This window comes from Nostoc sp. DedQUE08 (assembly GCF_034530895.1).
GTDB lineage: Bacteria > Cyanobacteriota > Cyanobacteriia > Cyanobacteriales > Nostocaceae > Nostoc.
In genome coordinates this window covers 69,434-89,780 of record NZ_JAVRCD010000034.1, presented here as the reverse complement: position 1 = coordinate 89,780, position 20,347 = coordinate 69,434, and the positions used below count along the sequence as shown (strand labels likewise).

16 protein-coding genes and 1 tRNA gene are annotated in these 20,347 nt (G+C 40.9%); 8 read left to right on the top strand and 9 right to left on the bottom strand.

The window, feature by feature from the left end; all coding sequences use genetic code 11:
- Positions 1-156: 156 nt before the first annotated feature.
- The 5 genes from RMY64_RS21950 to RMY64_RS21930 all read right to left on the bottom strand — a co-directional run bounded on the left by RMY64_RS21950 (position 157) and on the right by RMY64_RS21930 (position 6,580).
- Entirely contained in the window at positions 157-1,551 is a 1,395-nt protein-coding gene (locus RMY64_RS21950; RefSeq protein ID WP_322701095.1) for a calcium-binding protein, read from the bottom strand.
- A 147-nt stretch (positions 1,552-1,698) separates the two neighbouring features.
- The gene (locus RMY64_RS21945; RefSeq protein ID WP_322701094.1) at positions 1,699-4,311 is read right to left on the bottom strand and encodes a calcium-binding protein; all 2,613 of its coding nucleotides are present in this window, start codon (positions 4,309-4,311) and stop codon (positions 1,699-1,701) included.
- A 518-nt stretch (positions 4,312-4,829) separates the two neighbouring features.
- A tRNA-Ala gene (locus RMY64_RS21940) sits at positions 4,830-4,902 on the bottom strand.
- 65 nt (positions 4,903-4,967) lie between these two features.
- Positions 4,968-5,696 carry an HAD family phosphatase gene (locus RMY64_RS21935; RefSeq protein ID WP_322670199.1) on the bottom strand — a complete coding sequence of 243 codons (729 nt, stop codon included), beginning with the start codon at positions 5,694-5,696 and terminating at the stop codon, positions 4,968-4,970.
- On the bottom strand, positions 5,693-6,580 hold the full coding sequence (locus RMY64_RS21930; protein ID WP_322701093.1) for a class I SAM-dependent methyltransferase: 888 nt from the start codon (positions 6,578-6,580) through the stop codon (positions 5,693-5,695). The genes RMY64_RS21935 and RMY64_RS21930 overlap by 4 nt, the downstream gene beginning before the upstream one ends.
- A 318-nt stretch (positions 6,581-6,898) precedes the next feature.
- Between RMY64_RS21930 and RMY64_RS21925 the strand changes: the two genes are divergently transcribed.
- The 3 genes from RMY64_RS21925 to RMY64_RS21915 all read left to right on the top strand — a co-directional run bounded on the left by RMY64_RS21925 (position 6,899) and on the right by RMY64_RS21915 (position 10,114).
- Entirely contained in the window at positions 6,899-8,080 is a 1,182-nt protein-coding gene (locus tag RMY64_RS21925) for an RtcB family protein (RefSeq protein WP_322670201.1), read from the top strand.
- 217 nt (positions 8,081-8,297) lie between these two features.
- Positions 8,298-9,194, top strand: a complete 897-nt coding sequence (locus tag RMY64_RS21920) for an AraC family transcriptional regulator (RefSeq protein ID WP_322670202.1) — start codon at positions 8,298-8,300, stop codon at positions 9,192-9,194.
- Positions 9,195-9,301: 107 nt separating this feature from the next.
- Positions 9,302-10,114 carry a class I SAM-dependent methyltransferase gene (locus RMY64_RS21915; RefSeq protein ID WP_322670203.1) on the top strand — a complete coding sequence of 271 codons (813 nt, stop codon included), beginning with the start codon at positions 9,302-9,304 and terminating at the stop codon, positions 10,112-10,114.
- Positions 10,115-10,122: 8 nt separating this feature from the next.
- On the opposite strand, the gene RMY64_RS21910 is transcribed toward RMY64_RS21915, so the two are convergent.
- Both RMY64_RS21910 and RMY64_RS21905 read right to left on the bottom strand, forming a co-directional pair.
- The gene (locus tag RMY64_RS21910; RefSeq protein ID WP_322670204.1) at positions 10,123-11,025 is read right to left on the bottom strand and encodes an Rpn family recombination-promoting nuclease/putative transposase; all 903 of its coding nucleotides are present in this window, start codon (positions 11,023-11,025) and stop codon (positions 10,123-10,125) included.
- A 162-nt stretch (positions 11,026-11,187) separates the two neighbouring features.
- Complete coding sequence (locus tag RMY64_RS21905; protein ID WP_322701092.1) at positions 11,188-12,489, bottom strand: dihydrolipoamide acetyltransferase family protein; 1,302 nt, start codon at positions 12,487-12,489, stop codon at positions 11,188-11,190.
- A 473-nt stretch (positions 12,490-12,962) separates the two neighbouring features.
- On the opposite strand from RMY64_RS21905, the gene RMY64_RS21900 reads away from it, so the two are divergent.
- Positions 12,963-13,481, top strand: coding sequence for a hypothetical protein (locus RMY64_RS21900; RefSeq protein WP_322670206.1), 519 nt, complete (start codon positions 12,963-12,965; stop codon positions 13,479-13,481).
- Positions 13,482-13,572: 91 nt separating this feature from the next.
- On the opposite strand, the gene RMY64_RS21895 is transcribed toward RMY64_RS21900, so the two are convergent.
- The gene (locus RMY64_RS21895; RefSeq protein ID WP_322670207.1) at positions 13,573-14,022 is read right to left on the bottom strand and encodes a YlqD family protein; all 450 of its coding nucleotides are present in this window, start codon (positions 14,020-14,022) and stop codon (positions 13,573-13,575) included.
- 42 nt (positions 14,023-14,064) lie between these two features.
- Positions 14,065-16,041 (bottom strand): AMP-dependent synthetase/ligase, encoded by a 1,977-nt coding sequence (locus RMY64_RS21890; protein ID WP_322701091.1) that lies wholly within the window; start codon positions 16,039-16,041, stop codon positions 14,065-14,067.
- 229 nt (positions 16,042-16,270) lie between these two features.
- Here RMY64_RS21890 and RMY64_RS21885 point away from each other — a divergent pair, with 229 nt between their 5' ends.
- The 4 genes from RMY64_RS21885 to RMY64_RS21870 all read left to right on the top strand — a co-directional run bounded on the left by RMY64_RS21885 (position 16,271) and on the right by RMY64_RS21870 (position 20,334).
- Positions 16,271-16,516: a hypothetical protein gene (locus tag RMY64_RS21885; RefSeq protein WP_322670209.1), complete on the top strand. Its 246-nt coding sequence runs from the start codon at positions 16,271-16,273 to the stop codon at positions 16,514-16,516.
- Between the two features lie 908 nt (positions 16,517-17,424).
- Positions 17,425-17,766, top strand: coding sequence for a CU044_2847 family protein (locus RMY64_RS21880; RefSeq protein ID WP_094352373.1), 342 nt, complete (start codon positions 17,425-17,427; stop codon positions 17,764-17,766).
- A gap of 1 nt (position 17,767) precedes the next feature.
- Positions 17,768-18,661, top strand: a complete 894-nt coding sequence (locus RMY64_RS21875; RefSeq protein WP_322701090.1) for a trypsin-like peptidase domain-containing protein — start codon at positions 17,768-17,770, stop codon at positions 18,659-18,661.
- Between the two features lie 17 nt (positions 18,662-18,678).
- Positions 18,679-20,334, top strand: a complete 1,656-nt coding sequence (locus RMY64_RS21870; protein ID WP_322701089.1) for a hypothetical protein — start codon at positions 18,679-18,681, stop codon at positions 20,332-20,334.
- The last annotated feature ends 13 nt before the right edge of the window (positions 20,335-20,347 follow it).

The window sequence follows — 20,347 nt, the reverse complement described above, 5'->3', positions numbered from 1 at the left end:
TATGCACTGCAACGATTCCACCTTTATTATAAGTAATTATCCGAACTTGATATTATCTGTACAATAATCGCTATGGATTACCAAAATGACTTGCATTGAGCAATCATAGCAACTCGCCAACCTTGCTGTTTAGCGATCGCAAAGCACCAATAAAGATTAAACAACCACAAAATTGTTTTCGGTTGGTGACAATCCAGATGATAGTTGGGCAAATTTTACCTGAGTAAACCCAGACGCACTACCATCTTTGTCAAAGAACAGTCCACCTGTAGCACTATTGTAGATAAATCGTTGAGCGATCGTTGTTGCAGATGTTCCGATGATAAACTGACTTTTCTCAAGTGAACCCGATGATAACCCACCGCCAAAACTAGATGATACCTGAATCAATTCATTAATTGCGTTAAAGTCATAAATAGTGTTAACGCTAAAATTGTCGTAACTATTAAAAGCAAAGGTATCAGTACCTCTATTTCCATAGGTGACATCATTACCAGACCCACCTGTCAAGATATCATTGCCATTGCCACCTTTAATGGTATCATTGCCATTGCCTCCATCAAGGGTATTATTCCCTAAAGCGGTTATGGAGGAGAGAAAATCATTGCCATCGTCCCCAGAAAGCAGATTATCGCCTGTTGAATAGTCAATATTCAAAGTATCGTTACCAACACCACCGTTGAGAGTGTTATTGCCAGCAGTGTTATAAATTTCATAGGCGTTAGAAAAATCTTTTCCGAAGCCGCGACCGCCGCTAGAGCCGGAGAGAAAATCATTGCCATCGCCCCCAGAGAGGAGGTTATCGCCTCTTGAACCGTTAATATTCAAAGTATCGTCACCTGTGCCACCATCAAGAGTTTTATTACCTAAGACTGAGTAATAGCCACCAGAGTCATTCAAGTAATCGTTACCTGCGCCACCATAGAGCAGATTACTCCCTGTTGAGCTTGAGGATATGAAACTCCCTCTATCATCCAAGGTATCGTTGCCTGCACTGCCAATAATCGTATCATTGCCATTACCTCCCCCAGACAAAAAATCGTCGCCATTGGTACCTACTAGATAGTCATCATAAACTGTACCTGTGAGATTTAATCGTTCGATATTTTTGTAGCTAATTTGACTCATACCAATCGTAATCAAGCCAATGTTAGTAGTGGCATCGAAACTTGAGGTGATTTTTTTAGTAGCATCGGCGTAATCACCACCGAACAAGGTATCGTCACCTGTACCCCCATCTACTGTGAAAAAGGAAGAGGAGTTAGCCTTTAAAGCTGTTAATCCGAATATGTCATTGCCATCTCCGCCTGAAAGCGTATTGTTGCCAGTAGAGTCGGAAATATTAAGCACGTCATTCCCTGCATCTCCACTAAGGCTGTTATTCCCAGTAGAAGAGAGAGTATAAAGCCAATCGTTACCAAAACCACCAGAAAGAGTGTCGTTGCCTCCTTCAGCATTTAGGGTATCATTACCTGCTAAACCATTAATCAGGTCATCAGAGGTTGTCCCAGTGAGTGTATTGTTACCGTTAGTGCCATTGATATTTGCCATAACTTTCTACCTACCTAAATCGATTTTTTTAGTAATTTCAGTTATTAATTTGCTATTTGTGCTTAAAACAGCACAAAAGATGCCTAGAATAGCAGCTACCATTCTGTGCTGCCTAGTAATGGCAGAGAGCTAATGCGCTAATAAAGATTAAACAACCACAAAATTGTTTTCGGTTATTGACAATCCAGCTGATAGTTGTGCAAACTTTACCTGACTAAACCCAGATGCACTGCCATCAAGGTCAAAATACAATGCACCTGTAATAAAGTCATAAATAAATCGTTGATTGCTTGTTGTTGCAGATGTTCCGATTGTAAACTGACTTGTCTTAAGTGAAGAAGTTGATAATCCGCCACCAAAACCAGCAGCCGAGACCTGAATCAGTTCATTCGTAGCGTTGAAGTCATAAAGAATATCAAGTCCCTCATTGTAACTGTTGAAAGTAAAGACATCATTACCATCTCCTCCATAAAGGGTATCATTACCCTTCCCACTTGTGAGGATGTCATTGCCATTGCCACCATCAAGAGTATTATTCCCTAAAGCAATCAATGCAGAGAGAAAATCATTGCCATTGCCCCCAGACAGCAGATTATCACCTAATGAAAAGTTAATATTCAAGGAATCGTTACCAGCGCCACCATTGAGGGTGTTATTGCCAGAAGAGGTAGTATCTTTTGTGCCAGAGTAGTCTAATGATGTGCCAGAGGCAGAGAGCAAATCATTGCCATCACCTCCAGACAGCAGGTTATCGCCTTCTGAATAATCAACAATCAAGGAATCGTTACCAGCGCCGCCGTTGAGGGTATTATTGCCATAAACTTTAAAAAATGGCCCTTCATAGCTATAGTAGCCAGAGGCAGAGAGATAATCATTGCCATCGTCCCCAGAGAGCAAATTATTGCCTTTTGAAATGTCAGCAAGCAAGGTATCGCTACCAGCACCACCCTTAAGGGTGTTATTGCCAGATACATAGTCATATAATATGTAGTAGCCATTTGAGCTAGTGGTAGAGAGATAATCATTGCCATCGTCCCCAGAGAGCAAATTATTGCCTGTTAAATCGGAATTATCCGATAGAACGTCGTCACCAGTACCACCAATGAGAGTATCATTGCCCGCATCACCCCGCAGCAAGTCGTTGCCACTCAAGCCATCAATGATATCATCACCCGCCTGACCATTAATTACATCATCTGATTTGTCAAAGCCGTTGACATTGTTGTCGAGGTCGTTAAGGAAGGTAACTGTGTTTTTATTGAAAATGCTGCTTTGGGTGGAGTTGGCATTGAAGACATCAAAGCTGTCGGTAATGCTAGTTTGACCATCAAATAGAATATTACCTACTTGGGCTAGATTGTCTAGGTTTTCCAGGGCAAAGTTTTGCAAGATCACTTTGCTACCAAACAACCCTTCAAAGCTGATTTCTGTATTGTTACCATTTTGAGTTAACAGCAGATTTTTCGCAGCTAATTGCTCATATCCTGTAAATTGCAAGGTATCCAATTCGGCAATCACCGCTGCTGATGGGTTTAAGCCTTTACCAATGCTGACAAAATCGGTGATAGTAATAATACTGCCACTTCGATACAACGCCTCAGACGACTGGAAAACAAATTTATCCTTGCCGCTGCCACCAGTCGTCAAGATAGCAGTATTAGAATAATTAGTATCACCAAAATGACTATAGAAGGTGTCATTCCCATTGCCACCGTTGAGAGTATCATTCCCTGGGGTATTATCGACGATGTAGTCATTAGAAGCAAATAGAGAATCATTCCCATCACCCCCAAACAACAAGTGATCGCCTTTTGAATAGACGCTAACATTCAAAACATCGTCACCTGCACCACCGTTGACGGTGTCATTGCCTGTATCACAAAAAAGGGTATCATTTCCTGCACCACCAATAAGCAAGTCATTCCCCGTACCACCTCTCAAAAGATCGTTACCACTCAAGCCATCAATGATGTCATCGCCCTTTTGACCATTTATGACATCATCTGAGTTGTCAAAGCCGTCAACGTTATTGGAGAGGTCGTTAAGAAAAGTGACTGTATTTTTATTGAAGATAGTGTTTTGGGTGGAGCTGGCATTAAAGACATCAAAGCTGTCTGTAATGCTAGTTTGTCCATAAAATATGATATTACCGACCTGGGCTAAATTATCTAGGTTTTCCAAGGCAAAGTTTTGCAAAACCACAGATTTGTCACCAACCACACCTTCAAAGCTGATTTCTAGGTCGTTACCATTTTGAGTTAATTGTAAATTTCTCGCAGTTAATAGCTCAGATCCTGTAAATTGCAAGGTATCCAATTCGGCAATTACCGCCGCTGATGGGTTTAAACCTTTACCAATGCCACTGAAATCAGCGATGACAATGGTATCATAACTGTTCTCGCCGATAGTATAAACAAATTTATCCTTGCCGCCGCCACCAATCGTCAAGTTATTAATAGTATTACTTACCTTACCCAACTCATCATTATAGAAGGTGTCATTCCCCTTGCCACCGTTGAAGGTACTATCAACATTAAAGCCAAAGGCAAAAAGAGTATCATTACCATCACCCCCAAAAACCAGGTTAGCGCCTGATGAATCATTAGTAGTACTCAAGTAATCGTCACCAGTATCACCGTTGAGGGTGTCGTTTCCTCCGTTACCATATATTTTATCGTTACCTGCTAAACCATTAATCAGGTCATCACTGGTTGTCCCATTGAGGGTATCATTACCGTTAGTGCCATTGATATTTGCCACTACTTTCTACCTACCTAAATTTATTTTTTCAGTAATTTTAAGTTGTAAATTTGCTATTTTTACTGTTTTATCAATATTTGATTTTATACCAGCGCTTAAGTCCTACTAGCTCAAAATAGTTAATAATTAACTGTTGATTGGGAAAAAGATTTTTATGCCCTCCTTGTGGACTATTCTCCGTGAGTGTCTAGGTTGAGAATAGAGAACATTTTAATTATCTCAAAATAACTACATAGTCAATATCTTACTTAGATGTCCATACTTAAATAGTCATCTTTGTCATACTCTTCACATGATTCGCCAAAAATGTATATATATATAATTACTGAGTTTTGTGAATTCTTTATATTCTTCTAGGTTATATCATGCCCGGTTAAAGACTTATCATTAGAGCAGCAGGGGTGCAGAGGAGAGGAGCTTTTGGGCTTTTTGGATAGATTCAGGAATTATAACTAATTAGCCGGACTTGATATTATAGGTAAATATTATAGGCAATAAACAATTATTTAATGTACAAATGGAGAATAACGGATTCGAACCGATGGCCTCTGCGGTGCGATCGCAGCACTCTACCAACTGAGCTAATTCCCCTTAGTCGGTGTCAAGTCAAGAGTAATATTACTCATTAACTCAATACACTATCACCATATAGTATTCTAACATTCAGTTATCGATGGTTGAGGTTCTTTTTGGGAATAAGCCTTCTGCACCCGTTCGAGTTCCAAATCACTGAGATAATCAACAGTCCAATTACAGCAGCGCTGGAGCATGTGGAATGGGTAAGTATTCGCTACACCTACAACTTGCATTTGCGCTCGCTTCGCTGCTGCAATCCCGGCTGGTGTATCTTCAATCGCCAGACACTCGTGTGGTTGAAGATTCAATTCGGGATATTCTTGATTCAGACGTTTCACGGCCAGTAAATAACCATCGGGTTCTGGTTTACTGTTGGTGATGTCATCACCCGCAACGATAATTTTAAAATGTTGGGCTAGTTTGGCGCGATTGAGTACCAGTTCTATTTCTTTGCGAATCGCGCCACTGACTAACCCTAATTTCAGATTCCGCGATCGCACCTGAAATATTAAATCTTCTACACCTGGATATAAAGGCAGTTTCTCTATTTTCTCTAATTCCACCACATAGGCTTCTGCTTTGCGGTACAACAACTGAGTTAAATACTTTTCATCGCCTACTCTACCACGATTAGCAAGTAGTTGCCCAAAACAAGCGCGATCTGTGCGTCCAAGAGAAGCTTGACGCTCACTCACCTTTTGGGGTTGGAGATTTTCTTGAATGAGAATTTCATCGATCAGTTGCAGGTGGATTGGCTCATCGTTGATAATGACACCATTAAAATCAAAGAGAACTGCCTTTAAACTCATGCCGTTATGCCAAATGCTGGAGAACCAAGTCCCTCCAAATCATTATTATCTACTGATGTGGGAGTATAATGACGAACATTTTCAGTTGCGATCGGTTTTATGCCGCTAGTTACCTGATTTATCCACCATACATCTTGCGATCGCACCGCTTCAAATCCGGCTGCACCCATATTCGCTTCTGTACTACTAGCAGCATACTCACGAATATATGGCTCCTCAAAAACGTCATTGAGCCATTCTAACTGACGCAGAGTCTTCTGATTTCCATCTAGAATTAATACTTGTCCTCCAGTTACCAGCAACCGGAAGCTTTCTCGTAAAATTGCTAGAGACACCGCATCTGGTGTTTCGTGGAATAGCAAAGAAGCTGTTACTAAGTCAAATGTTGCATCCCTCAAACCAGTTTTTTCAGCACTTCCGTGTCGCCAGACTATCTCCAAGCCAGCATTTCTAGCTTTATCTTCCGCCCTTACCAGCATATAAGGTGATAAATCCAAACCAATTACTTCCGCTTCGGGGAAAGCCTGCTTTAACATTAAAGTAGTGGAACCAGTACCGCAACCTAAATCGAGTATGCGTCGTGGTTTTACCTGGACGGCATCAACTAAAGCTTGACGGACAATACCTTCATTAGGCGGTAGAACGTATTGAGTAACCGGATCGTAAGTAACTGCTGCATCGTAAGTGAGATATCCGCCAGTAATACCGTGAAAGTTTTGACTGCTGTAGTACGACGGAATTATGACATCATCTCGTCGATAGCGATCGCACTCTTTCTCCCAGTCAATACTATCAGCGTAACGCCGTAACCCATCTTCATCAATCAAAAGACGCACTACAGGGGATAAAAAACGTTCCCAGATTGTATCTTGACGCACTGCCATATTGTGTCGGAACTTTAAGGAATTATTTAAACACAGTGATTTTCTTTACAAATTTTAATACATTGGGAAAACATTTGCTTTCTCCCTGTGGTGATAGATTGACGATTGTAATCTTTTTTGTTACATTTATAATACAAAACGTAACTCCTAAAAGTAAGTTCTTCAGCTTCACGAAAATTCAGGGAGCCAAATGAAAGACAATACAACATATAAATTGCTACAACTAACAAGGTAATGGGTTATATGTCATACCGATAAGTGTCACTGCCCTATACCAAATCCAAAATCTAAAATTTAAAATCCAAAATAGAAAAAATTATGCCCTACGAAAAATTAGAAATTACCACACCAGCACCCGTCTTATCTTGGGCAAATCACTCTTTGGGCCCAGAAGAAACCAAGATGGCCAAGAATGTGGCATCATTACCATTTGTATTTAAGCACGTGGCATTAATGCCAGACGTTCACTTAGGAAAAGGTGCTTTAGTGGGTTCTGTAATTGCAACCAAAGAGGCAATTATTCCAGCTGCTGTCGGTGTGGATATTGGTTGCGGTATGAGCGCGATCAAAACAGCATTTACCGCCGAACAACTAGAAGGTAAACTAAAGAAAATCCGCCTGGATATTGAAGCAGCAATTCCGACTGGATTCAACGAAAATAAAGACGTTGAAAAATCTGTTAGCAATTGGCAACACTGGGATGATTTTAAAGACTTGCATCGCGGCGTGCAAGACCTACAAGGTAAAGCGATGAAACAGATGGGTTCTCTGGGTGGAGGAAATCACTTTATTGAAGTGTGCCTTGATACAGAGAATCAAGTTTGGCTGATGCTGCATTCTGGTTCGCGTAACATTGGCAATAAACTCGCCCAGTGTCATATTCACACAGCCAGAGAATTAGCAAAAATGGCAGGTAATAAATTGCCTGATCCCGATTTGGCTCACTTTGTCGCTGGAACGCCAGAATTTAAAGCATACTGGCACGATTTGCAATGGTCACAAAACTATGCGCGTGTCAACCGCGATGTGATGATGGCGCGTTTTAAGCATATTGTCGAGAAGCATTTAGCAGGTGGGAAAGCAACTAAACCTTTATTGCAGGTTAATTGTCATCATAATTACGCCGAAAAAGAAGTGCATTTTGACGAGGATGTATACGTTACTCGTAAGGGTGCAGTCCGCGCCCAGACTGAAGATTATGGGATTATTCCTGGTTCGATGGGGGCAAAGTCTTTCATTGTTAAGGGTAAAGGTAATGCCCACAGCTTCTGTTCTTGCTCTCACGGTGCAGGGCGTTTGATGTCTAGAAATAAGGCAAAAAATGTCTATACACTTGATGATTTAATAGAGCAAACAAATGGCGTAGAATGCCGCAAAGATGAGGGTGTGTTAGATGAGATTCCTGGTGCTTATAAGCCGATAGAGCAAGTTATGGCAAATCAAGCGGATTTGGTTGAGGTTGTAGCGACTCTCAAGCAAGTTCTTTGTGTGAAGGGATAAGTTTGTCGGGTGGGTAATGCCCACCTTTTTTATTTTTTTAAACGCAAAGGGACGCTGAGGTAAGCGCAGAGGTACGCTGAGGAAGAAATGATTGTTTTAAGTGCGACTGAACAAATAGAGCTATCAGAGAGGGCTAGCGAAAATAAATTAATAGTGTAATTTTGTCACGCATTAGATTACCATCTTTTTTGTAGTAGCTCATAAGTGAGTAGGCAACATGAAATCTGAACAACTCTCAGCCATTCATGTGGCAAGCGGAAATCTTGTGCCGATGAGCAGCAAACCTCCTATTTTATCAAGCACTAATGGCTGGAACGGGATTGTGCTTGAACAGCATTATTTACCCGCATTTGAATGTCCAGAGCTTTGTTTACAGCAGCACAGCATTAATATTTGGCTTGGTAATTCATGTCAAATAGACTGGCGGCTAGCAGGTGGAAGGTTACATAGTACGCAGATGAGGAGAGGTTTGGTTAATGTCACTCCAAAGGGGATTCCGACTCAAGCACGTTGGCACCAGGAAATAAAATTTCTCCTAATTTCTTTTGATTCCAGTCTATTTAAGAGAATAGCAGATGAGCTGATTGTTGAGAGCTATCGCACTATTGAAATTATCCCACAGCGCGGAGTCTGCGATCGCCAAATTCTTCATCTGGGAATGGCACTCAAAGCAGAGCTTGAAGCCGGATGTCCATCTGGTAAACTATATGGTGAATCAGTTGCTACTGCTCTAGCAGCCCATCTCCTCAAGACTTATTCTGGAACACAGCAACTAATTGCATTTGAGGTTAATCTTTCCAAGCGTCAATTACGGGAGGTAATTGATTATATTTATGACAACATAGCACTAGAATTAACGCTGGTAGAATTGGCTAGTCTAGTGAATATGAATTCTTATTCATTCTGTCGTTGGTTTAAACGTTTAATGGGTCTTTCTCCACATCAATACGTTATTCAATGCCGGATTGAGCGAGCTAAATTCTTACTCACTTATACTCAATTATCTCTTCTCGAAATTGCACTTCAAGTTGGCTGTTCTAGCCAAAGTAACTTTACCACCCTTTTTCGGAAGCATATAGGAATCACACCCAAAGCATATAGAGAAATGATATAAATTTTAGGATTTTGCAAGATTTAAACATTTTGAAAGCAAGTTTTCAGAAGACAGAAGTTTCACTCACAATTTATTCTCATAATTGTCCAGTTAAAATTGAGAATATCATGCAAAATAGCCAATACGAACAACAGTATAAGAAAAGAGTAATTGATTTCTTCGATAGCAGAACTAGCTATGACAACGATTATACAATTCATCGTGCTCTGCCTCTACTAGATTTAGTTCAACTGCAAAAGGGACAAAAAGTATTGGATATGGCAACTGGCACAGGTATCATTGCCATTGCTATTTCACAAATTATTGGTTCCGAAGGAAAAGTCACTGGAGTAGATTTTTCTTCAGTGATGCTAGCTCAAGCACAACAGAAAATTGATGAATTAGGTTTACAAAATATCGAGCTTATTGAAGCCGACGCTGAGTATATCAACTTCAATGATGAGAGTTTCGATGTTATTTTTTGCTCTACAGCAATAGTTTATTTTAAAGATATTCCTGCTGCTCTACGTAAATGGTATCGTTTTCTAAAGCCAGGGGGAACTGTGGGTTTTTCTTGTTGCTCTGAGGAATCTTGTGGAGCGCCACTTATAATCGAAATCTGTGACAAACATGGCATTTCGCTGACAAGCATCAATGAGCCAACAGGTACACCCGAAAAATGCCATCATCTGCTTGCAGAAGCTGGTTTTCAAAATATTGAAGTGAAGACCCAACAACTAGGTTTCTACCGCAATTTAGAGCAAGCTAAAGAATGGAATGGTGGATGGTTTCATCCTAGAGAAAACCCCTTGTTACAGGTTTCATCAGAGCAAATGGCACAATTAAAAGCAGAATATAGTCAAAAAACTGAAGCAGAAGCAACTGAACAAGGAGCTTGGTACGAAAATTTGACTTTTTTTGTAACTGGTAAAAAGCTTTAAAGCAAACTCTAACTTTCTATTGTATTAAGCCAATTCATCAAATCAGCCTCACTGGCGAAATCTAGTAATACTTCACCCAAGTTTTCTAATTGAGCTAAGGACAACTCTTGCAACCGAGATTGTAACTGAGAATTAATTGAACCAAGCCGACGAGTTAATAGACGCATCACTAGCCTTAGTTCTGATTGTCTTCCTTGTTCAATACCTTGTTCAATACCTTGTTCAATACCTTGTTCAATACCTTGTTCAATGCCTCGTTGTCTCCCTTCTTGAAGTCCTTCTTCGAGAATTTCTTGATAAATGGCAGATTCTCTCATATCTTCTCTCCTCAAAAACTGACGAATTAGTTCTGGCTCGAATACCAACCCTGCTAGAAGTTGGGTACATACCGAGATACTCTGTTTGGTGGCTTCTTCTTCAATCATACTCACCTGAACTGCTACCTGTTGAAGTAGACTTTGAGGAGAATCCGTTCGCGCCAAAGTTGCCAGAGGTAATAAACCAGGAGATAACAATAAAGGTTCTGGTTCTTGTTCCCAAATTCGGATGACGCGGTAACGGTGGCTAGTATTGTGGGCAGTAAATTGATCTACAAAGACAGCTTCTGAAGTTGTCGGTTTAAGAAAAATCACTATCTGCTCGATATCGCAATTGTATTGTCGATATAGCCGCACCCAATAGTCCAACATCCGCAGTGGTAAGGGTGGAGTGGATGCTGGTAAGGTTTGAAACTCTAAATGCAGTATTTGATTGGCAGTTTGCAAAAAGGTTACAGAATCGGCACGGATTGGTTCTTGATTTAATTCTGTTTTGAGAATCTGGATATCCGTTGCTTCAGATGCGAGTAAGTAGCGGATAAAATCTTCTGGATACTCCTCAACTAGATATTTTAGGGTGTTGTCGTATGTCACTTTGATATCACTTTGAACATGAACTCATGTAGAGACGTGATATCGCCACATAGTTTGTCCATAAAAAATTTAAATTTAGGTATTGTTTATTGTTAGCGCTACTCTACGAAAAACTGCTGCTCGCTGATAGCGCTAACATTTAAATTTGGTGTTTTTTCAAAATTACAGTGTCAAAGACTGAGGATTTGTCTCAATCAATTTTGCTAAATCTTGCAAGAACGCCGCAGCATGGGCACCGTAAATAATGCGATGGTCAGAAGTAATATTGACTTGCATTTGTTGCCGCACGCCAAATAAACCGTCGGGTGTTGCTACTACTTGCGGACGGGATGCCCCGATCGCTAAAATTGAGCCTTGTCCAGGTGGCAAAATCGCATCAAATTTATCTACGCCAAACATCCCCAAATTGGACAGGGTGAAAGTACCACTGTTATATTCTTGGGGCTGTAGTTGTTTTGTCCTGGCACGTTCTACCAAAGACTTCCAAGTACGCGATAGAGAATAAATATCCACTGTGTCTGCATTTTGCAGCACAGGTGTAATTAATCCGCCATCATCCATCGCCACTGCTACAGAAATGTTGATATCAGAATGATAAACAATACCCTGCTCTGAGTAGCTAGCATTTAACAATGGGTGTTTTTGCAATGTCACTGCTACAGCTTTCGCTAGTAGCGCTGTCATTGTCACACCTTTGGATTTAATTTGTTTATAAAGTTTGTCTAATCCATCGGTGGTAATTGTATAACCTACACGGAAGACGGGCACGGATATGGTGGCTACCATGTTCCGCACTACGGCATTTTGGAAGGTAGTTAAAGGTACGGTTTGACCAGGAACAGCCGCTACCACGGGTGCGGGTGCTGGTGTCCGAGGTGCTGGGGGTGCAACTGGGGCGCTGGTTGGTACAGGTGCAGCTGGGGCAACTGGGGCAGGTGCAGGTTGCTTGCCTTTATTAGACAATGCTTCTACATCTTCGGCGACAATGCGTCCGTGGGGGCCACTACCTTGGAGTGTAGTCAAATCAACTTTGAGTTCTTTGGCTAACTTACGGGCACGAGGTGAAGCTACAAGCCTTCCTTCTTTGTGGTTAGAACCGTTTTGAGACGCTAAGGCAGGTGTGGGGACTGAGGCTGTGGCAGCAACTGGTTCAGGGGAAGAGGTAGGAGTAGCAGCCGCGCCACCAGAATTAGCCTGAGATTTCGCCTGTTCAATTTCAGCTTCCGTTTCGGCGATAAAGGCGATCGCAGATCCTACCGGGGCAGTTTCACCAGCTTCAACTATGATATGGGCAAGAAATCCTTCATAGAAGGTTTCTACATCCATATCTGCCTTATCTGACTCTACAACCACCACTGTTTCGCCTTTTTCCACTTTGTCCCCTGGCGATTTCACCCAGGAGACAATTTTGCCTTCCGTCATGGTGGAACTCAGCGCCGGCATAAATACTTCGTGAATGCTCATAGGGTGGTTTGGAAATCAATGGTTTATGGACTTTAACAGTTTTTATCAGATCGAATTGTATCTTGGTGGGAGAGTTTTAGACTGTTTATATTTTAGGTTGGGCATGGGGCATGGGGCATTGGGGAGCCACTGCGGTCTTGGGGTCTCCCCCTTCGGGTTCGCGAGTTCCTCTTTGTTGAAACAACAAGACCGGACTCGCTCACCAAGTGGAGCAAGTGGCGTCATTGGGCATGGGGCATTGGTTATTCACTAATAACTCTAGGAACCTAAATATAGCTTAGAGGTCTATAGGACTTGTATTTGATTTTTGAAAAAACTTAGTATACATCTGTTCCCTGTTCCCTTGCTATTTAATATTTCTCATAACCACTACTTAAGATACACGAGCTTCTCACGGATAGAGGATATGGGATGTAGTTCAATCTAGAATTCAAAATTGGTAATAAACCTATTTGAAATTCCTGTTTACTTTTATGTCGGCAAAGCTGAAATTCTTTTTGATTGTGATATTAGGTATCTCTGCTACGGTTGGTGCTGGAGTTTATATTATCCAGCACCAGCAATCTGCACCGATTGTTGAGACTAGTGATGGGCAAACCCAGCAGGTGGGAGCAATACATCAGTCTCAGGAAGTTGCAGCCTTCTCAGAGCGTTCCGATTATCAAACTATACCTTTAGAAAAACTTAACTCATCTCTCCAAGGCAGTAATCCTACTACCCTTGCCCTGAATGCCTTTGAGGAGATAGCAGTGGGAGGATCGCAAAAGATAGAGGTAGTTTATCCCCAACCAAATCAGGCGTTAGTGACGATTACGCAAATCAAGCGGGGTAATAATTCAGTTGGGACAGTTAAATATCGAGCAGAGATGACAACCTTTGGGCGATCGCTTTTTATTAGTTCACCTCCAGTGTGGCAAATCGTTTGGGCTGGCTCCCAGGTGGAATGTTGGGCTGGGAGCCGTCACACTAAGTTAAATCACATCTGTCATTAGTCATTGGTCACTTGTACTGAGCGTAGTCGAAGTATTGTATTGGTCACAAAACAAATGACAACGGACAAATGACAAATGACAAATGACAAATTTAAATGTCGCCGCGAATTTCTTCTACAACGCCATCGCGCAGAACGATTTCGACTTGCATTTTGCTAATCAGGTTATCACCGATTTCTACTCGGAAAAAGCCTTCCATTTGGAATTGGTTGACTTCCTGATCTTGCTGGAGAAATTGCACTTGCTGGAGGTTTTGCAGCAACTGATTTTTTTGCTCCAAAAATTCACTTTTCTTTTGATTGACTTGGAGTTGGATATTGTCAATTTGTTGGAGGGTCTGGGGGCCAGGTGGTTGCAGACTCTGCTTTTGAATTGCCGCGATCGCTCTTTGTCCTTCAACGTCTAGCTGTTGCAGTTGCTGGTCGAGTTGATTAATTTGCGCTTGCAGCTGCTGTTGTACTTCCTCTTTCCACAGGGGAGTCACAATAACTTTGACGTTAACGACGCGTTTCAGAAGCAAATTAGATTTGGAGACATCCATAAATATTTCACGTTCACTCTTTACAGTTAGCAGGTGGAATGATCAGGCAAACATGCCGTCAATAATATCGCGATAGCGTTCCGTGACGACATGTCGGCGAACTTTTAGTGTTTGTGTCATCAAGCCATTTTCAATAGAAAACGGTTCCAGGATGAGTTTAAACGTTCCGATGCGGTCATCCGGTCGATAGCCTGGACGATTTTGGACTTCCCGATTCAATTCTTGGCGAAATAAATCCTGGATCATTCTACTCTCCAAGTCAATTTTTTGACTATCTGAGGAAGTCATCCGATCGCCCAGCGTATCCAGCGTTAGATTCTGACTTGCTGCCCATTTTTCTAAGGCTTCGACATTGGGGACAATTAAGGCTCCCAGGCTGCGCCGATCTTGACCGATGAGCATAATTTGATCGATGTATGGCGATCGCAAACACGCATCTTCGATCGGCTGTGGCTCGATGTTTTCCCCGTTAGTCAATACAATCGTATCCTTAGACCTGCCAGTCAGCACTAAGTCGTCTTGTGGTGTCAGCCAACCCAAATCGCCGCTATCAAACCAACCTTCCGCGTCAATTGCTTTCGCTGTCGCTTCGGGGTTTTGATAATAGCCTTGCATAATCTGCGGGCCTCTCAACAATACTAAGCCTCGCTTCTCTATTGGTAAAGGCGCTTTTGTCTCCGGATCGACGATTTTAGCTTCTGTAGCCGGGAGTGGTAGCCCTGATGCGCCAATCAAATTCCGCCAAGGACGCCGTACATGGGTGACAGGAGAAGTTTCTGTCAAGCCATAGCCTTGTAAAATCTGGACGCCAATAATTTCAAAGAAATTATCTATGTGTCTGGGAAGCGCACCGCCGCCGCTAATCATCTGCTTAACTTGTCCTCCTGTGGCTTCCCGAACTTTGGCGTAAACCAGTCGTTCTCCCAAGGCATGGAGGGGTAATAAAGCTGATGCTTGGATCTTAGCTGTTAATCGTTCGGCGGCTGAAGCATGAAGATTATTTAAATCCAATCCCTGAGCAGTTCGCTGGGCTTTGATATATTTGTCGCTAATGCCCAATAAAAATTTAATTAGGCGTTGCTTATTTGCTGGTTGTTCGCGGAACTGCTTTTGCACTCCTTCATAAATCGACTCCCACAGGCGGGGTACACCGACCATGTAATTGGGTTTAAATTGTCTCAAATCCCCTTTTACGGAGCGCAAGTTGGTATAAACTTGCGTACAACCTTGAGATAGTAGGTAATATTCAACAGTTCGTTCATAACTGTGCCACGAAGGTAGAATACTGAGAACGATATCGCCGGAATTTGGTTGCAATACTGTGCCAAAACTGATTACTTGGTGCATCAAGTTACTATAAGACAGCATTACACCCTTGGGTTTACCCGTAGTGCCAGAGGTATAAATTAGGGTTGCCAGAGCGTCACGATTTTGCTTGACTGGCACAAAATTATGATTTTTCCCGATTTCGAGAAACTGCGAAAAGTTGAGTACCTTTAGGGTTTCGTCTGTTGGTGGTGCTTCATCGGAGAGTAAGATTACCACTTGAATTGGTAAATCTTTGAGGCGATCTTGGAGTTTTTTAAGTGTTTTTAAATCTTCAACGACGATCGCTGTACTGCCGCTATTGGCGATGATAAACAACAGTTCTTCTTTTTCGGCTTGAGAACTACGCACCGCATCAACGCCTCCAGCAGTCATGATGCCTTGATCGGCAATGAACCAGCGAGGACTGTTGTCAGCAATTAAGGAAATGCGATCGCCTACCTTTACTCCTAACGCTTGTAACCCAGCAGCAAATAATTGCATTTTCTCTACCAACTGGGTATAAGTAATCGCTACTTCTGGTTTAGCATGAGGATTGCGGAGGGCGACAACATCACCAAATCTTTGAGCTGCCAAAGGCCAAATTTCTGGTAGCGATTCCACATTTGTGTAATCTACCAACCGCTTTAATGCCTCACGTTCTCGCTCGCTGATGTTAGATAAAAAAGAAGACGCGGTTTGGGTTGTTGACATAACACCTTACTTAAAGATTTTAAACTGATTATTTTCCAGCTTATTTTGTTATTTTGCTACAATAACCATCCTTATTATCCACATTCCCTTCTGTGTATGATAATTCCAGGAATTCCACGTTTATATTTACAAAAATTTATGTTAAAGTTAATTTACATAGAGTGCAAGCAATGATTGTGTTTGCATCTAAGAACAGCGATCACCTATATTTCACAGGAGATGATTACCTATGAATTTTATCGACGGCATAATACTAACGTTGCTCAATATTGTTGCTTGCATAGCGTTACCGAAGATTTTAGCTATCCTTTTGGCTGATAAAACCAAACTTACTGAAACATTGGCGAATGGTTCCAAATTACAAGCAGCCAAAATTCCACTTACAAGTTTCCCTTATTGTACAGCTTACCAATTGACAGGTAGCCAATACTGCAAATTCAGCCCTGATTTTTGCGCTAACTGTTCTCCAAATTGATAGACTATTCGCGAGGAATTTTTCCTTGGTACTTCCGAAAACCAGCAATTCAATTAATTCTTCAACACATATTCATTCTCATTTCGACAGCTTGAAATCCCCGACTTCTTGAAAAAGTCGGGGATATTTTTGTTCGTAACTCCTGCAAGGATTCCTAAACTTCGTCCATAGCATCCAGCACTAGCCGGACATGGCATGAGTCGATAATCATAAGGCGCGCATCGATCGAATGTATTAGGATTTTCAGGCTTTACATAGCGTTACTACGAGAAAGTTTAATTAAATTTACATTGTGTAATATAGGTTCTATTATTCTTGCCTACTTAGTTAGATTCAAGCAATTTTCTCGCTAAGTCAGTATAATTACTAATTGAACTAAAGCTACATATATAACTAATATAACAATTATTAAATCTATTACATGACAGTCAAGCAGCCTGTAATGCCCAAGCAGCAGGAAGTTGGTCGGTTTATTTAGAAACTTCACAAATTTCTATAAGGCTATCAAGTCAAAGATGCTGGGTAAATCAGTTTGTAGTCAAGACCTTAGTCCTGTGTTAATCACTTAAGTGTTTACTACGTAGCAGGCAAAGTTAGCTTAATGGATTACTAGAGTTGATGTTATTAATTCTGATAGATAAGGACTACGAGATCCTCGACTTCTGGAATAAGTCGGGGATTTCGCAACCCCGCAAAATTAATGAGACAGATTCTAGTCAGCTGTCAATCAATAAATGATGGGTGGGGAGAGTATTGGCAAAAGCTGAATGAAATGGGAGAAAGTAATGAATTGTTGGAGAAGTATTTAACGAGTTAACCATCAAATGTGAATAAGATTACAAAATTTTCTGCCAACTCTTTTGATGGTCAACACATTAAACTATTAGTTTCAAATCACAGGTTTCACTATGAATCAGAAACAGATCGCAGAGTTTTCTCTCAAAGATGGCACGAAGTTTTTAGCTGAAGTTGATGAACCAGAAAATAGCAATGCTCTTGTACGTGTTGCTAGACCAGATACAGGGCAAATGGTAGTTGAAGCTAAAAAGAAATTTGAAGATGTATTAGATCAAATACAACCTGTCGCTTCAGCAATTATCACCAAACTGAGTCAGCTTAATACACCTGCCAATGAGGTAGAGGTTAAGTTTGGGATTAAATTAAATGCGGCGGCGGGTGCAATTTTTACCTCTGTAAGTGGTGAAGCTAACTACGAAATTACCTTGAAATGGAAGCAAGACAAGGCATAGTATGGTAGCGAATACAGATAATTATATTCAAACTTTTAGGTCAGCGATCGCCCGGATTTTTCATGCCAATGGTGCGGTAGTTGGTGTAGGTTTTTTAGTCTCTGGACGAACTCGAAATTACATCCTGACGTGCGCTCATGTTGTTACCTCAGCCCTATCTTTACCAGAGGATATAGTTGAAGCTCCTAATAATGATATTTATTTAGATTTCCCCCTAATTGCATCAGGACAACAACTAAAAGCTAAAGTTGTTTTTTGGCAACCTGTCGTTAGCAATGCATCAACCTCTGAGCCTGAAGATATTGCCGGGTTACAAATAGAAGAGCAGTTGCCTAAAGAAACTCAAGCTATCCAACTAATAAGAGCTAACAATATTTGGCAGCATCCTTTCCGCATATTCGGTTTTCCTAACGGACATAATGATGGCGTTTGGGCCACAGGCGTGTTGCGAGATTGCCAAGGAAAGGGATGGGTGCAACTGGAAGATAGTAAAGTCACCGGCTACAGAATAGAACCGGGTTTTAGTGGTGCGCTGATATGGGATGAAACTCTTGTAGGAGTGGTTGGGATGGCAGTAGCGGCAGAGAAGCGGCGAGAAGATATCAAAACTGCTTTCATGATTCCTGCGGATGTATTGATTGAAGCATGGGATGAAATCGGCTTGTCTATTTCATCTCGTGCGCATATCCAGAATATTCCTAGTAGAGTTCAACAACTCAAAATCAAAACTTTGCAACAACGCTTTGACGTTCTAAGTAGTGATTATGAGGCGGCTTACAATCAACTCAACTATACACTTAGTGCGAGCGATCGCAATATCATCCAACGCCAAATTGATAATATCTTACAAGAACTAGAGCGAGTAGAAAGCGAACTTAATACCATAAACCATTAATTTAATACCTAAATAAAATGAAAAGCTCTGTAGATTTACGAAAAAACTATCTAGAACAGTTAATAGCCAATTTAAAAACTGAGATTGAAAGTCTTAGTAATCAAATAGGGTGGATGCTTAATGAGGTAGATAAAAGTAAATTACAAAGACAACTTAAAGAAAAATTCGATGAAATAGAAAAAGCTGAATCAGAATTAAACCAGCTCAATCAACAATCTCTAGAGCTTGAGCCGGATAAAATACCATTTACTAATCGCGATGCTGCAATTAATGAAATTACAGCAATTAATTCTCCTCCTTATCGTCTGGTGACAGCACCTGAAGGTTATGGAAAAACAGAATTTCTCAAACAAATACTGGGACGGTTTCAAGAATTGCAATGGTGTTGTGCTTACGCTCCCATCTCTGGTTTTGAAACTATTGAAAACTTAGAAAACCGATTAGCAAATTCTCTGCAACTTAAGCTTCTGGAAGGACATGATTTAAGTTGGGGAGAACGTTTAGGTTCACTATTGCATAGAAATTGGGCTAAATGGCAATCACAGGGCAAAAAAGGTATTGTGCTGCTAATCGATCTGGATGGATGTGCCCCACAAAAGCAACGTTTAAATGAACTTTTTAATGACTTTAAAGAATTTGCCTGGAGAATTGAAAAATGTTTAAAAGAATTACAGTTTTTTAAAGATAATTCGCGGAGACTTCGAGTTGTGATAGCAGCTCGTTGTTTGATCGATCTTCCATTAGATCGGACTTTTCCTAAACTAATACTCTCTCCTTTTAACTGGGAAGTAATTCAGGATACAGCAACAAAATATCTCAAGCCTATAGAGATGACTTCTGAAAGTCTTGCTTTACTAGCAGGACACTTATTGTATTTAACTGGTGGACATCCAGGGGGAATCGCTGAAGCACTAAAAGTTTATCGAGATGGTTGTTACACAGTTAGCTGGCTTTTAAACAGTTATGGAAACCAATTATGGGAAAAAAACCTCAAAAAGTGTAGAGATCAGATTAAAGAAAGCTTGACAAAAGAAAATAATCATCTATACGAATCTATTGAAAAATTGAGTATATTTCCTATACTCAATGGAACTTGGATATTAAAGGAAGCTGTTCGGAGATTTAAGTTACCTTTCAGTGACGATAGTTTTAAATTAAATGCTGAACTGACAAAGACATCTATTTTTACTCGTGATAAAACGATTATTAAAGATGGGATGACACGGCGGCTGTTAGTTATTGGTCTGCTCCGAGAAACCTCGCCTGATAACTTTCAAGAACTTTGTACTGAAGCGGCTCAAATCTGTTGGGAATATATTCACGAACTGAAATCAAAGAATAATTCTGCTGTTGCGGGTACTTGGTCTATGCAATATTTTTTTCAAAGTCTTCAGAAACACGCTGGATTCATCAATTATGGCCCAAATAGTCTGGCTTATCGACAAGAACTCCGTAATGATTTCTTTGATAAAACCGTTGAGGAAACTCTGGGAATATTTCGCAATACAGATCGAGAGCAATTTCATGAATTTATTTATACCCTTAAATCTGAAGTAGAAAATGACTGGGAATTTCAGTTTCTTGTCAATTACTATCTACACAATGATGAATATAATGACGCACCCTATCGAGATTTAATTCAAAAGCTTGATGAAGCCATTCAAAATAACTAACAATTAAATAGGA